The sequence below is a fragment of the Stenotrophomonas sp. YJH_SMC_19 genome, assembly GCF_059367915.1.
The window spans coordinates 108001-121315 of the sequence record NZ_JCAFRI010000016.1 but is presented as its reverse complement, the minus strand read 5'-3'; the positions used below and the strand labels follow the sequence as shown (position 1 = coordinate 121315).

At 67.2% G+C, this 13315-nt stretch carries 13 protein-coding genes; 10 read left to right on the top strand and 3 right to left on the bottom strand.

What is annotated here, in order from left to right:
• Positions 1 to 654: 654 nt before the first annotated feature.
• Positions 655 to 1305, bottom strand: a complete 651-nt coding sequence (locus AC5P5R_RS16165) for a class I SAM-dependent methyltransferase (protein ID WP_049449956.1) — start codon at positions 1303 to 1305, stop codon at positions 655 to 657.
• 343 nt (positions 1306 to 1648) lie between these two features.
• On the opposite strand from AC5P5R_RS16165, the gene AC5P5R_RS16160 reads away from it, so the two are divergent.
• The 10 genes from AC5P5R_RS16160 (at position 1649) to AC5P5R_RS16115 (ending at position 11820) form a co-directional block, all read left to right on the top strand.
• A complete protein-coding gene (locus AC5P5R_RS16160) occupies positions 1649 to 2263 on the top strand; it encodes a CDP-alcohol phosphatidyltransferase family protein (RefSeq protein ID WP_005410091.1) in 615 nt (204 codons plus the stop codon).
• A 22-nt stretch (positions 2264 to 2285) separates the two neighbouring features.
• Positions 2286 to 3350 (top strand): class III poly(R)-hydroxyalkanoic acid synthase subunit PhaE, encoded by a 1065-nt coding sequence (gene phaE, locus AC5P5R_RS16155; RefSeq protein WP_100438689.1) that lies wholly within the window; start codon positions 2286 to 2288, stop codon positions 3348 to 3350.
• On the top strand, positions 3347 to 4414 hold the full coding sequence (gene phaC, locus AC5P5R_RS16150; protein ID WP_005410089.1) for a class III poly(R)-hydroxyalkanoic acid synthase subunit PhaC: 1068 nt from the start codon (positions 3347 to 3349) through the stop codon (positions 4412 to 4414). The genes phaE and phaC overlap by 4 nt, the downstream gene beginning before the upstream one ends.
• A 31-nt stretch (positions 4415 to 4445) precedes the next feature.
• A complete protein-coding gene (locus AC5P5R_RS16145) occupies positions 4446 to 4814 on the top strand; it encodes a YfeK family protein (protein ID WP_005413813.1) in 369 nt (122 codons plus the stop codon).
• Positions 4815 to 4878: 64 nt separating this feature from the next.
• Positions 4879 to 5082, top strand: coding sequence for a PspC domain-containing protein (locus tag AC5P5R_RS16140; protein ID WP_005410087.1), 204 nt, complete (start codon positions 4879 to 4881; stop codon positions 5080 to 5082).
• Positions 5079 to 5531, top strand: a complete 453-nt coding sequence (locus AC5P5R_RS16135) for a hypothetical protein (protein ID WP_100438688.1) — start codon at positions 5079 to 5081, stop codon at positions 5529 to 5531. Before AC5P5R_RS16140 ends, AC5P5R_RS16135 begins: the two co-directional genes overlap by 4 nt.
• A 715-nt stretch (positions 5532 to 6246) precedes the next feature.
• The gene (locus AC5P5R_RS16130) at positions 6247 to 6462 is read left to right on the top strand and encodes a hypothetical protein (RefSeq protein WP_005410085.1); all 216 of its coding nucleotides are present in this window, start codon (positions 6247 to 6249) and stop codon (positions 6460 to 6462) included.
• A 207-nt stretch (positions 6463 to 6669) separates the two neighbouring features.
• Positions 6670 to 9057 carry a Tex family protein gene (locus AC5P5R_RS16125; RefSeq protein WP_059034719.1) on the top strand — a complete coding sequence of 796 codons (2388 nt, stop codon included), beginning with the start codon at positions 6670 to 6672 and terminating at the stop codon, positions 9055 to 9057.
• A gap of 208 nt (positions 9058 to 9265) precedes the next feature.
• Entirely contained in the window at positions 9266 to 11455 is a 2190-nt protein-coding gene (locus tag AC5P5R_RS16120) for a PAS domain S-box protein (protein ID WP_100438687.1), read from the top strand.
• 62 nt (positions 11456 to 11517) lie between these two features.
• Positions 11518 to 11820, top strand: coding sequence for a hypothetical protein (locus AC5P5R_RS16115; RefSeq protein ID WP_012480609.1), 303 nt, complete (start codon positions 11518 to 11520; stop codon positions 11818 to 11820).
• On the opposite strand, the gene AC5P5R_RS16110 is transcribed toward AC5P5R_RS16115, so the two are convergent.
• Both AC5P5R_RS16110 and AC5P5R_RS16105 read right to left on the bottom strand, forming a co-directional pair.
• On the bottom strand, positions 11762 to 12052 hold the full coding sequence (locus AC5P5R_RS16110) for a putative quinol monooxygenase (RefSeq protein WP_100438686.1): 291 nt from the start codon (positions 12050 to 12052) through the stop codon (positions 11762 to 11764). The genes AC5P5R_RS16115 and AC5P5R_RS16110 overlap by 59 nt on opposite strands.
• Before the next feature lie 61 nt (positions 12053 to 12113).
• A complete protein-coding gene (locus AC5P5R_RS16105; RefSeq protein ID WP_087803652.1) occupies positions 12114 to 13202 on the bottom strand; it encodes a DUF5694 domain-containing protein in 1089 nt (362 codons plus the stop codon).
• Positions 13203 to 13315: the final 113 nt, after the last annotated feature.

The window sequence follows — 13315 nt, the reverse complement described above, 5'->3', positions numbered from 1 at the left end:
CGGAGCAGCCGGCCAGCGGCCGGCTCTACCACTCGGACGGATCGCATCCGGCGCGGATGCAGGTGTTCTGCTTTGTTCGCTGGCGGCAGGTGCAGGTTGGGTAGTGCCGGCCGCTGGCCGGCAATCCGCAATGGCCGGAGCAGCTGGCCAGCGGCCGGCTCTACCACTCGGACGGATCGCATCCGGCGCGGATGCAGGTGTTCTGCTTTGTTCGCTGGCGGCCGGGTGCAGGCAGGGTAGTGCCGGCCGCTGGCCGGCAATCCGCAATGGACGGAGCAGCCGGCCAGCGGCCGGCTCTACCACTCGGACGGATCGCATCCGGCGCGGATGCAGGTGTTCTGTTTTGCTCGCTGGCGGCCGGGCGCAGGCAGGGTAGTGCCGGCCGCTGGCCGGCAATCCGTAATGGACGGAGCAGCCGGCCAGCGGCCGGCTCTACCACTCGGACGGATCGCATCCGGCGCGGATGCAGGTGTTCTGTTTTGCTCGCTGGCGGCCGGGTGCAGGCTGGGTAGTGCCGGCCGCTGGCCGGCAATCCGCAATGGACGGAGCAGCCGGCCAGCGCCCGGCGCTACCACTCGGTCGGATCGCATCCGCCGCGGATACGGGTGTTCTGTTTTGCTCGCTGGCGGCTGGGTGCAGGCCGGCGCTACCACTTCAGTGCCGCTGTGCCAGCAGCAGGTGGAAGTGCTTTTCTCGGGTCTGGCCGTCATTGCCGGCCGCGGATTCGCGGTGGCTGCGCCAGGCCGAGACGCGGAAGCCCGATACCCGCAGCGCCAGCTCCACCGCGTCCAGCTCATGCAGCTGGAAGTCGGCGGCGAATGGCAGGCTGCGCATGAAGCTGGCATCGCCGAAGGCCAGGCACAGGCGGCCGCCCCGGCGCAGCACCCGCGCCAGTTCGTCCAGCACCGGGGCCAGGTTCGGCCAGAAGTACAGGGTGTTGACCGCCAGCGCGGCATCCATCGCGGCATCGGCGACCGGCAGTGCATGGGCGTCGCCGTGTCGCATCGCCGCACGTTCGGCCACCCCGGCGTCGGCCAGCCGCTGGTTGCCGGCCTCGACCATGGCCGTGGACAGCTCGATGCCCAGATAGTGGCTGTCGGTGGCCTGCAGCATCAGTGGCGCGAAGGCCGCATTGCCCGGGCCGACCTCCAGGACCCGTTCGCCGGCGCCGACGGCCAGCAGCCCGATTGCGGCCAGGTTGAGTGCGCCGTTGCTGCGGTTCATCGAGTCGGCCACCGCCAGCGCGGCCTCGCCGTGGGGCTGCCGCAGCTGTGCGGCCAGGGTGGGAGCATCCAGCATCATCATCGTCCGTTGCAGAGTTTCGGACGTGGCGGCGGCGGGTCCGCCGGTGACCATAGCGCCGACCTTGTGGCTTGGGAAGTAGGGAAACCCCGCTTCCGGGTGATGAGAAAATGTCCAGCGTCGCAGTCGGTGAGATCTGGTTGTCCACAGGGGGTGTGGATTACGCGTGGGCAACTTTGTGGATAAGCCGCGACAGGCGCCACCCCCCTAGGCTGTCAAGATGGGTGGCGAAAAATTCACCGCCGGTGAGGGCAGGTGAGGGAGCGGTGAAGGCGGGTCCTGCCAGTGCTGTCGCCAGCGGCGGCGCTCGCGGTAACCTGTGGGCCTTGATGCTCCGTGAGACCCCATGAAACGTCACTTCTCGATGCTGCGCGAATTCCAGCTGGCCGACTGGTTCACCCTGGCCAATGCTTTCTGCGGCACCGGTGCGGTCTTTGCCGCGATGCGCTTCCTGCAGGACGGCGAGCGTGGCTACCTGCTGTTCGGCATGGCGTTGATCCCGCTGGCCTTCATCTTCGACGCGCTCGACGGGCGCATCGCGCGCTGGCGCAAGTCCAGTTCCACCCTGGGCCGCGAGCTGGACTCGCTGTCGGACGTGATCTCCTTCGGCGTGGCGCCGGCGGCGCTGGCCTATGCCTGCGGCATGCAGGGCGGCTGGGACTGGCTGGTGCTGAGCTACTTCGTCTGCTGCGGTGTCAGCCGCCTGGCACGCTACAACGTCACTGCCGAGGCGCTGGCCGGCGACGAGGGCAAGGTCACGTATTTCGAGGGCACCCCGATCCCGACCAGCCTGGTGCTGGTGATCGTACTGGCGATTGCCGCCGGTACCGATGCCATCGGCCAGGACCTCTGGTTCGGCCAGTGGCAGATCGGCCCGTGGCAGCTGCACCCGATGGTGCTGTTGTTCGCCCTGTCCGGGTCGCTGATGATCAGCAAGACCCTGCGTATCCCCAAGCCATGAGCCAGCCCTGCGGAGGCCTGCGATGACCAGCTCGGCCCACGACGCCGGCAGCAGCGATTTCGAAACGCTGGCGCGGCAGTACTTCGGTGCCTGGGGCGATGCGCTGCGCCACGCGAGCACGCCCGGTGCACCGGCCGGCGGCGACCCCGGCAGCTGGCAACGGCTGTTCGACTGGTGGAGCCAGCTGTTGCCCGAACAGGGGCAGGGCGCGCCGGAAGATGCCATGCGCCGTTTCCGCGAACAGGCCGGCAGCTGGTACGGCACCATGCAGGAGGTCGCCGCACGATTTGCCGGCCGCGACGCCAGCAGTGCCGAGGTGGCCCAGGCCTGGCGCGAGGCGGTGCAGGGGCAGGGCGATGGCATGCTGCAGTGGATGCTGCAGGGCGCCCGTGGCAGCACCCACGCCGGCGCCACCGTGCCCGAATTCGCCGCATGGCTGCAGCAGTTCCAGCTGCAGGCGGGCCCGTGGCTGCAGAGCCCGGCGTTCGGCCCCGGCCGCGAGCACCAGGCGCGCTGGCAGGCGCTGCTGCGGGCGCAGGAGGAGTACCAGCAGCATTCGCGCGCCTACGTTGATCAGATCAGGCAGGCGTTGGACGAGGCCTTCGCGTTGTTCGAGCAGCGTCTGGTCGAGCACGAACAGCCCGGCAGCCAGTTGACCAGCGCCCGCGCGATGTTCGACCTGTGGATCGAAGTGGCCGAGGAGGCCTACGCCAAGGTCGCCATGTCCGAACCGTTCCAGCAGGTGTACGCCTCGCTGGGCAACGCGCAGATGCGCCTGCGCGCCGGCCTGCAGCGCGAGGTGGAACAGATGAGTGAGCGAATCGGCCTGCCGACCCGCAGCGAGATGGACGCCGCGCATCGCCGTATTGCCGAACTGGAGCGCAGCCTTCGTCGCCTGCAGGCACAGGTGGCGGTGCTGGCGGGGACTGCCGCGGTCGATCCGGTGTCGCAGCCGGCACCGGCGAAGGTGAAGCCGGCCGCGCGCAAAGCCGTGAAGAAGGCGGCGCCGGCAAAGAAGGCGCCTGCAAAGAAGGTGTCTGCGAAGAAGGCTGCGTCTCGCGCTTCCACTCGGGCGCGTGACCGATGAAAGGACCGCTGGGCTTCAACGCCGATGACCTGATGCAGGAAACCCTGGCCATGCAGCGCAAGCTGATGGAAGGGCTGAAGCTGCTGCCGCAGGTGGAAGACGTGGACTATGGCGTGACCGCACGCGAGGAAGTCTGGCGTGACGGCAAGGTGGTGCTGTACCGCTTCGTCGGCGAACAGGCACCGACCCGGCGCACACCGCTGCTGATCGTCTACGCGCTGGTCAACCGGCCGTACATGGTCGACCTGCAGGCCGACCGTTCGCTGGTGCAGAAGCTGCTGGCGCTGGGCCAGGACGTGTACGTGCTGGACTGGGGCTACCCGGATAGGTCCGAACGCTTCCAGACCTTGGAGGACTACCTGCTGCGCTACATCGACGGCGCGGTCGATGCGCTGCGTGCGCGCAGTGGTGGCCCGGTGGACCTGCTGGGTATCTGCCAGGGCGGCGTGTTCGCACTCTGCTACGCCGCGCTGCGCCGGCAGAAGCTGGGCAAGCTGATCACCATGGTCACCCCGGTCGACTTCCAGACGGCTGACAACATGCTCTCGCATTGGGCGCGGCAGGTGGACGTGGACCTGCTGGTCGACACGCTGGGCAACATCCCGGCCGACCTGATGAATGCCAGTTACCTGATGCTCAAGCCATTCCGCCTGAACGTGCAGAAGTACGTCGGCCTGCTCGACATCCTCGATGACAAGGCCGCGCTGGAGGATTTCCTGCGCATGGAGAAGTGGATCTTCGATTCACCGGACCTGGCGGGCGAGGCGTTCCGCGATTTCATCAAGCAGTTCTATCAGGGCAATGGGCTGGTGAACGGCACGGTGCGGATCGGCGAGGAAGCGGTGGATCTGTCGCAGGTGACGCTGCCGGTGCTGAACATCTATGCCGAGCAGGACCATCTGGTGCCACCGGATGCCTCGCGCGCGATGCGCGGGCGTTTGGGCACGGACGACTACACCGAGTCCAGTTTCCGTGGTGGGCATATTGGTATCTACGTTTCCGGCCGCGCGCAGCGCGAAGTACCGGCCACGATCGATGGCTGGTTGAAGGCGCGCGATCTGTAGAGTCAAGCCATGCTCGACTGACTTGGGGGTGATGATGTACCGGATTTTGTTGATTCTTGCGGCACTGCTGACAGCACCACTTGCCCACGCCGCACCCAGTACGGATGCACGCCGGGAGATCGCCCAGCTGATCGCCAGCCTGGATGGCTCCCAATGCCGTTTCCAGCGCAATGGCAGCTGGTACGACGGCAGCGACGCGCGCGCGCACCTGCAGCGCAAGTACGATTACCTGCTGAAAAAGGGCATGGTGGACAGCGCCGAGCAGTTCATCGAGCGCGCTGCCAGTCAGAGCAGCATGAGTGGCAAACCCTACCGCATCCAGTGTCCGGGGCAGCCTGAACAGACCGCAGCCGCCTGGTTCGGCGCACGCCTGCAGGCCCTGCGCCACCGCACGCCGTAGACATGGGGGCAGTGTAGAGTCGAGCCATGTTCGACTGCCTTGTCCGTTTCCCGGAGCTGCCGCCATGAACACCACGCCCAAAACGCTGTCGCGTTCATTGAACGACCGCATGATTGCCGGCGTGATGGGCGGCATTGCCCATCGCTTCGGCTGGAATGCGACCCTGCTGCGGGTGATCTACGTGCTGGTTTCGCTGGCCTCCGCCGCCTTCCCTGGCATCCTGGTCTACCTGATCCTGTGGCTCCTGATCCCCAACGAGGCCGATTGAAGACTGGAGCAACGCCCTGGCCGATCTGGCTGCGCGCGCTGCAGGTGCTGGGCGCGGTGTGGACGTCACCCAATTCCCTGCTCGGCGTGATCGGCGGCCTGGCCGGCATGCTCGGCGGCGCGACATTGCGCTGGAGCGGCCGTGACTGCGCGCTGGTGTTCGACCACTGGCCGTGGGGGCCAGGCGGGGCGATCACCCTGGGGAACGTGATCCTGCACACCGGCCATGACCTGGGCATTTCCTGCCGCACCTATGCGCATCAGGCAGGGTGGGGCGTGGAGCCGCTGATCCGGCTGGATGATCACGAACGGGCGCACGTGTACCAGTACATGGTGCTGGGCCCGCTGTACCTGCCGGTGTACCTGCTGTGCGGCGGGGTGAGTGCGCGCAATCCGTTCGAACGGGCGGCCGATCATTTCGCCCGGTTCGGGCACGGTTGGTGGCCGTAGTTTCCAGCCAACGGCGCAGCCCCTCGTGGCTTGGTCGCGGAATGCCTGCTTCCTGGGGGCTGGCCGGGTGGGTGGGGCCGGCGGGGACGCCGTGAACCCATCCATGGGGGCTTAGCTGCGGCATCCATGCCGCGGATACCCCGCCACCCCCACCCACCCGGCCGCTGACAGTTCCCGTGCGCGCCAAGCCACGGAAGAGAACAAAGAACAGCAAAAGCGGGTCGCGCGCTGCGCTTGCTCGCGATCCGAGCATGGCTGGTCTCTACAGGAAGCAACAAGTCAGCCGGCCAAGCCGTTTTTGCTTTTGATCTTCTTTTTTCTTTTCCGTGGGTGAACGTGCCCGAAAAACTGTCAGGGGCCGGGCGGGGTGGGTGCGCGGGACCGTTGGCGCCATGGATGGCGCCATCGAGCCCCCAGGGACGGATTCACGGCGTGTCCTGCGCACCCACCCCGCCCGGCCCAATCACATGAAACGCGTTACACGACCACCCACGAGGGGCTGCGCCGTTGGCGGGAATCCGCCACGGATTCGTTAGCCGGAAGTTAAAGATCCGTAAGCATTCTGCTGCGATCCCGCAGTCATCTGCATGCAACCGATCGTCATTAGCCTTCGTGACGTTCCAGTCAGGTTCGACGCGGTAAGCTCTCCCTCGATGAGCTCGCAGCATCGTTCATCGAGTGCAGTACGCAGTAGCAATTTGGAGGAATACATCACATGGCAATCGTTCTTTATGTCGGTGGTAGCAAGGATGGCGAGAAGGGCGTGGTGCCCTACGGCTTCAGCAAATCCCGCGCCGACACCGCGCTGGGGCCGGAGTTCTACACGGAGCGGTTCATGGAACTGCAGGGTGTCGGCAAGGTCCGCCTGATGGCCCTGGAAGGCATGCGTGACGAGATCGTCATGCAGCGCGCCGCCCGCCACTACCGCTGACCTTCGCAACACGCGGCAGGGCGCGCCCACCATCGCGCGCCCGCGCCGGCATCCCAGCCCAGGGCCAGTCCGAGCCCTCTCTCCGCCAGGATGCCGGCGTCAACTCCGGCCCCGCCGCTGAACCTCGCCCCCTGTCAATGCCTTGTCCGGCTCCGTCGTGGATTGCCAGAATGGGATCTTCCCGTACCGCGGCACAGACCTGAAGCAATGCACGACGCCAAGAACGCCCAGAGCGCGCTCGCCCAGCAGATCGCCCAGACCATCGCCGACGAGATCGGTGCCCAGTCCGCCCAGGTGCGCGCCGCCGTCGGCCTGCTCGACGAGGGCGCCAGCGTTCCGTTCATCGCGCGCTACCGCAAGGAAGTGACCGGGGGCCTGGACGACACCCAGCTGCGCAACCTGGAAACCCGGCTGACCTACCTGCGCGAGCTGGAGGAGCGCCGTGCGGCGGTGCTGGCCAGCATCGGCGAGCAGGGCAAGCTCAGCGACGAGCTGCGCAACGACATCCTGGCCGCCGACACCAAGAGCCGGCTGGAAGACCTGTACCTGCCGTACAAGCCCAAGCGCCGTACCCGCGCCCAGATCGCCCGCGAGGCCGGTCTCGAGCCGCTGGCCGATGGCCTCCTAGCCGATCCCACGCAGGACCCGCAGGCCTTCGCGGCCGCCTTCGTCAACACCGACAAGGGCGTGGCCGACACCAAGGCCGCGCTGGAAGGTGCGCGCGCGATCCTGATGGAGCGCTGGGGCGAGGACGCCGCGCTGGTCGGCGAGCTGCGCACCTGGCTGGGAGAGAACGGCGTGATCCGTGCCCGCGTGGCCGAGGGCAAGGAAACCGAAGGCGCCAAGTACCGCGACTATTTCGAACATGCCGAATCTCTGGCGAAGATTCCTTCGCACCGGTTGCTGGCGCTGTTCCGCGCGCGCCGCGAAGAGATCCTGTTCCTGGAACTGGACCCGGGCAGCGATGCCGAGGCCGGCCACCAGTACGCCGAAGGCCGCGTGGCGCGCAGGGCCGGGATCGCCGACCGGGGCCGCGCCGCCGATCGCTGGCTGCTGGACGCCTGCCGCCTGACCTGGCGCGCCAAGCTGCACACCCATCTGCTGCTGGACCTGTTCAACCAGGCCCGCGAGAAGGCCGAGGCTGAGGCCATCGCGGTGTTCGGCGACAACCTGAAGGATCTGCTGCTGGCCGCACCGGCGGGCCCGAAGACCGTGCTTGGGCTGGACCCGGGCATCCGCACCGGCTGCAAGATCGCCGTGGTCGATGCCACAGGCAAGCTGGTGGCCACCGACACCATCTACCCGCATGAGCCACGTCGCCAGTGGGACCAGTCGGTGCAGACGATCAAGCAACTGTGCGCCAAGCACAACGTTGAACTGATCGCGATCGGCAACGGCACCGCCAGCCGCGAAACCGACAAGCTGGCCGGCGAAGCGATCAAGGCTGCCGCCAACCCGAAGCTGCAGAAGGTCGTGGTCAGCGAGGCGGGCGCCTCGGTGTACTCGGCCTCCGAGTTCGCGGCCAAGGAGTTCCCGGGGCTGGACGTGTCGCTGCGTGGCGCGGTGTCGATCGCGCGTCGCCTGCAGGACCCGCTGGCCGAACTGGTCAAGATCGAACCCAAGGCGATCGGTGTCGGCCAGTACCAGCACGATGTGGACCAGTACCGGCTGGCGCGGGCGCTGGACGCGCGCGTGGAGGACTGCGTGAATGCCGTGGGCGTGTACGTGAACACCGCATCGGCCGCGCTGCTGTCGCGGGTGTCTGGCCTGTCGGCCACGGTGGCCGAGAACATCGTGCGCCATCGTGACGAGAACGGCCCGTTCAAGCGCCGCAAGGATCTGCTGAAGGTCGCGCGCCTGGGCGAGAAGACCTTCGAACAGTGCGCCGGCTTCCTGCGCATCGCCGACGGCGACCAGCCGCTGGACGCTTCGGCGGTGCACCCCGAAGCCTATCCGGTGGTCGAGCGCATCGTGGCCAGCACCGCACGCCCGATCAAGGCGCTGATCGGTGATGGCAGCTTCCTGCGTGGCCTGAAGGCCGAGCAGTTCACCGATGACACCTTCGGCTTGCCGACCGTGCGCGACATCCTGAAGGAACTGGAGAAGCCGGGCCGCGACCCGCGTCCGGAGTTCAAGGCTGCGCGCTTCGCCGAAGGCGTGGAGGACATCAAGGACCTGCGCGAGGGCATGGTGCTGGAAGGCGTGGTGAGCAACGTGGCGGCCTTCGGTGCCTTCGTCGATATCGGCGTGCACCAGGACGGCCTGATCCACATTTCGGCGCTGTCCGACACCTTCGTGAAGGACCCGCGTGACGTGGTCAAGGCTGGCGATATCGTCAAGGTGAAGGTGCTGGAGGTGGACGTGGCGCGCAAGCGCATTGCCCTGACCCGGCGCCTGGACGATACCCCCGGGCAGGCCACCAGCCGCCCGGGCCAGCGTGATGAGCGCGGCCATGGGCAGGGTCCGCGCCGGGATGCAGGCGGCCAGAACCGCGGGCCGAACCGGGGCCAGGGCAATGGCGGCCGTCCCGCCGCGTCCGCGCCGCCGGCCAACAACGCCCTGGCCGAGGCCTTCGCCCGCGCCAAGCGTAGTTGAGGACCGTGTTCCCCGTCACGCTTGATTCGTGGCGGGGGACTTGTCGATTTTCCCCGTGATTGCGCACACTTGCGCTTGAGGGGAGGCGTCCGGCCACCCCGCTGTCGCTGGGGAGGGCCATGACGCCAGCAGGACCCGTCGTCTTCGTTGAGGTCTGCAGCGTCGCGCTGCGGCCGCTGCCTGCCTGCGCGGGCCGGGGGCAGCGGTGATGGCGGGCCAGGGCACCAACGGCAACGGGTTGCTGGAGCGCCGCCTGCAGGCGCTGGCCGAAGAGCGTCGGCGGCTGGCGATGATCATCGATGGCACCGCCGCGGGCACCTGGGAATGGAACGTGCAGAACGGCGAGATGCGGGTCAACGCGCGCTGGGCCGAGATTGTCGGTTACCGCCTGGAAGAGCTGGAGCCGGTCTGCCAGAAGACCTTCCTGAAGCTGGTCCATCCCGATGACATAGCGCTGTCGGACGCCGCACTGGACGAGCATTTCGAGGGGCGCACCGACAACTACGCGTGCCTGCTGCGGATGCGCCACAAGAATGGCCAGTGGATATGGATCCAGGACCGTGGCCGCGTCTTCGAATGGGACGGGCAGGGCAAACCATTGTGGATGGCCGGCGCGCATGCCGACGTGACCGAGCTGCAGCAGGCCCGACAGGATGCGGCCGAAACACGGCAACGCCTGCAGGCCGTGGTCGATGCCTCCGACGAGGTGGCGGTGATCGCCACCGATATCGATGGCACCATCACCCTGTTCAACACGGGCGCGCAACGCCTGCTGGGCTACAGCGCGGCGGATGTGGTCGGCCAGCGCCGGCTGGATGCCTTCCACGATCCGCAGGAACTGAATGCCTGGCTGCGACCGCTGGCCGATGCCGATGGCCAACTGCCAGATGTGTTCGAGGCAATCAGTGCGCGTGCCGATGGCCAGACCTATTCGCGGCAATGGACGCTGCTGCGCAAGGACGGCCAGCCACGCCAGGTACGCCTCTCGATCAGCCGCATGGACGGTGCCGACGGTGTACGCATCGGCTATGTCGGGATGGCCATCGACATCACCGAGATCCTGCAGGCGAGGGCCGAAGCGCGCTTGTCCGCGGAGAAGTTCGCCGGTGCGTTCACCTCGGCTGCGCTGGGCATGGCGCTGGTGTCACTGGAAGGGCGATGGCTGGACGTCAACGATGCGCTGTGCCGGATCCTCGGCTATCCGCGGGAAGAGCTGCTGCAGGTGGATTTCCAGCGTCTCACCCATCCTGATGACCTGCAGACCGACCTGGCCCTGGTGCAGGACCTGCTGGCCGGTCGTCGCAGCCACTACCACCTGGAAAAGCGCTATCTCGATCGCGATGGCAAGGTCATCTGGGCCCGATTGTCGGTCTCGCTGGTGCGCAACGAGCATGGCGAGCCGTTGCATTTCGTGTCGCAGATCCAGGACATCACCGCCCAGCGCAGCAGCGAGCAGCGGCTGTTCGAGAGCGAACAGCGCAGCCGCATCACCCTGGATGCCGTGGCCGACCTGGTGCTGAGCGTCAGCCTCGATGGCCGTATCGATTACGCCAATGCCGCTGCAGTACGCATGTTGGCCGGCGATGGCGCGTTGTCGCTGGCCGGACACAAGGTGCAGGATGTGCTGGCGCTGACCACCGAATACGCGCCGGGTTCGGTGCTGGACGTGTCGGTACTGCTGGATCCGGACAGCAATGCGGTCGACCTGCATGCCGACCTGCTGCTGCGTCTGGGTGCCGCCACGGTGCCGGTGGACCTGACCCGCGCCTGGTTGCGCGATGACGAGGGCCACGTGCGAGGCGCGGTCTGGGTGCTGCGCGACGATACCCAGCAGCGTGCCCGCCAGCGCGAGGCGCGTCATCTGGCCGAGATCGATCCGCTGACCGAACTGAGCAACCGCCGTGGCTTCGAGGTGCATCTGCAGCAGGCGATCACCCGTGTCGAACGTACCGGCCAGGCCGCGTCGCTGATGTACATCGATCTGGATCGGTTCAAGCCGATCAACGATACCTGGGGCCATCTGGCTGGCGATGCGGTGCTCTGGGCGGTGGCCAGCGTTCTGCGTCACGGGGTGCGCGATTCGGATGTGGTGGCGCGGCTGGGCGGCGATGAGTTCGCGGTGATCCTGTCCGGTTGCACGCCGCGTCGTGCAGCGCGCATTGGCGGCGAGCTGCTGCACACCCTGGCGTCGCTGTCGATTCCGTGGGACCAGGACCGGTTGCGGGTAGGGGCCAGCATCGGCATCGCGCCGCTGGCCGGGGGGATGAGCGTGGACCAGGCGGTGGCCGCGGCCGATGCCCAGTGTTACCGGGCCAAGGCGATGGGCCGCAACAACGTGCAGGTGCAGGGCGAGGCCAGTGAGCTGCCGGGCGATGATTCCGAGGTCGTCGAGGGCTGATCTCAGCCTGTGAGAGGGCGGGCGCAAATACTCCGCGCACCTCCTCTCTTACAGGTGATCCCATGAATGTCTGCAACCCGATGGCGGTGCGTGCCTTCGCCCCGGCCCTGGTCGGCTGGTGCCTGGCCCTGGCGGCCGGGCTCCGGCTGGAGGAGGTGCGTGAGGACCGTCTCGCCCAGGCAATGTTGCCGGTGCTGCAGGCGAGCGTGGTGGCGCTGCTGGCCCTCACCCTGGCGTGCACGGTGGCGGCCAGCCTGGTGCTGTGGCGGCACAGGCGCCGGGATCACCGTCGCGTTGATGCCGGCACTACAGAGGCGCAGCATCCATCAGCAGGAACCGGCATGGCGCGCGCTGGAAGGCACTGATCTGCGGCACCAGCCGCTGGAAATGTTCGCTGGCGCAGTGGATGTCCAGGGCGGCGCGGTCAGGCCATTGCTCGATGAAGATGAAGTGCCCGGGATCCTTCTGGTCCACGAACAGTTCATAGCCGAGGCAGAGCGGCTCGCGCTGCGTGCACGCGACCAGTTCCCGGTACAGCGGAAGCACGGTGTCCACGGCATCGGGATGGATGAAGTCTTCGGCCATGACCTTGAGCATGCAGGCACCTCTGGATGGGGCCCTGCAGGATAGTGCCGGCGGGTGGCCGGCACCCATCCCGTCAACGCAATACTGCGTCCGCACTGACCAGCTGCACATCGTGCATCTGGTTGAGGTAGGCCTCGTAGTAGCCTTTGTGCGAGGCACCGACGATGGTCAGCATGCGGGTGCCCGGGTGCTGGCCGAGCACGTCGCGCATGTTGGCGACCATGCGCAGGTTGCGGGTTTCCCAGTAGCCCACGTAGTTGCGGCCGAAGCCTTCCGGCGAGGGTTCGACGAGCGTCGCGCCGAAATCGCTGTTGAAGGCTAGCATCGCGGCCTCGGGTGCGTTGTAGGCGCGATACATCGCGAGCAATCCATCCGGTTGAGCAAGATTGGCTTCCAGTCGTTCATCGGCCGCCCTGCGCGCTTTGGCGAAGGAATTGTCCCAGGCACCGCGTATGGCGGCAGCGTAGGCCTTCTGCTGCGATTCCGGTGTAGGCGAATCCGCAGTGTGGTCGTCGACCGCCCACAGCCGCTCCAGCCCCAGGCGCGCGGCGAGGACGCCGGCCACCAGGCCGGCCTCGTTGCGGCGTGCCATGCGCGTGTCGAGGAACTGCACCAGCTCCGGTGTCAGGCTGTCCGAGGCACGTCGCTCTTCGCTGGGCAGCCGCAGCCATTGGACGACTGCCGAGCTGCTCTCGCCCGCAGCCAGGAACACTGCGGCCAATCGGCGTCGCTGGGCAGCGGTTGGCGCCTTCGGCCAATCCGCAAGCAGGCGTTCCATCTCCACGTTGGCGCTGGGCACGTCCAGGCCGGTGGCGGCCTGCGCCGGTGCCGGATCGACGCAGTAGTCCGCTACGCTGTCGGCGTATCGGGCCGGATTGCGGCGCATGAAGTCACACTGCAGGCCGGACAGGTTCTCCACTGCGATCGCGGTGGGCCGCCAGGCTTCCAGACGCTGCAGCAGAGGTTCCAGCATCGCCGGCGTGAAGGTCTCCGGCAGGCTGGACAGGTGCGGGCTGCCCAGCACCAGCACTTCGTTCGGGCGCCCTGCGGGCGGTCCCTTCAGCTGGTCCGGGTGGAAGGCCGGTCGATAGGCGGTGTCGTTGGCCAGCGCGCTGCTGCTGCACACGGCCAGGAAGAGAAGGCTGGCAAAGCGAGGGAACATGCGATCTCCATGTCGATGAGCATCCTGCGGGACCTTCATGCTGGTCATATTCTCCTGCCGCGGAATCCCGCATTGGTCATGTAAACCTTTTTGCCTTGAGCTGCATCCTTCTG

Bases quoted from the DNA above. Each gene is read 5' to 3' on its own strand.
- AC5P5R_RS16105 (WP_087803652.1), bottom strand. From the start codon at position 13,202: ATGTTCCCTCGCTTTGCCAGCCTTCTCTTCCTGGCCGTGTGCAGCAGC.
- AC5P5R_RS16145 (WP_005413813.1), top strand. From the start codon at position 4,446: ATGATGTACCGGATTTTGTTGATTCTTGCGGCACTGCTGACAGCACCA.
- AC5P5R_RS16130 (WP_005410085.1), top strand. From the start codon at position 6,247: ATGGCAATCGTTCTTTATGTCGGTGGTAGCAAGGATGGCGAGAAGGGC.
- phaC (WP_005410089.1), top strand. From the start codon at position 3,347: ATGAAAGGACCGCTGGGCTTCAACGCCGATGACCTGATGCAGGAAACC.
- AC5P5R_RS16110 (WP_100438686.1), bottom strand. From the start codon at position 12,052: ATGCTCAAGGTCATGGCCGAAGACTTCATCCATCCCGATGCCGTGGAC.
- AC5P5R_RS16140 (WP_005410087.1), top strand. From the start codon at position 4,879: ATGAACACCACGCCCAAAACGCTGTCGCGTTCATTGAACGACCGCATG.
- AC5P5R_RS16115 (WP_012480609.1), top strand. From the start codon at position 11,518: ATGAATGTCTGCAACCCGATGGCGGTGCGTGCCTTCGCCCCGGCCCTG.
- AC5P5R_RS16120 (WP_100438687.1), top strand. From the start codon at position 9,266: ATGGCGGGCCAGGGCACCAACGGCAACGGGTTGCTGGAGCGCCGCCTG.
- phaE (WP_100438689.1), top strand. From the start codon at position 2,286: ATGACCAGCTCGGCCCACGACGCCGGCAGCAGCGATTTCGAAACGCTG.
- AC5P5R_RS16125 (WP_059034719.1), top strand. From the start codon at position 6,670: ATGCACGACGCCAAGAACGCCCAGAGCGCGCTCGCCCAGCAGATCGCC.
- AC5P5R_RS16160 (WP_005410091.1), top strand. From the start codon at position 1,649: ATGAAACGTCACTTCTCGATGCTGCGCGAATTCCAGCTGGCCGACTGG.
- AC5P5R_RS16165 (WP_049449956.1), bottom strand. From the start codon at position 1,305: ATGATGATGCTGGATGCTCCCACCCTGGCCGCACAGCTGCGGCAGCCC.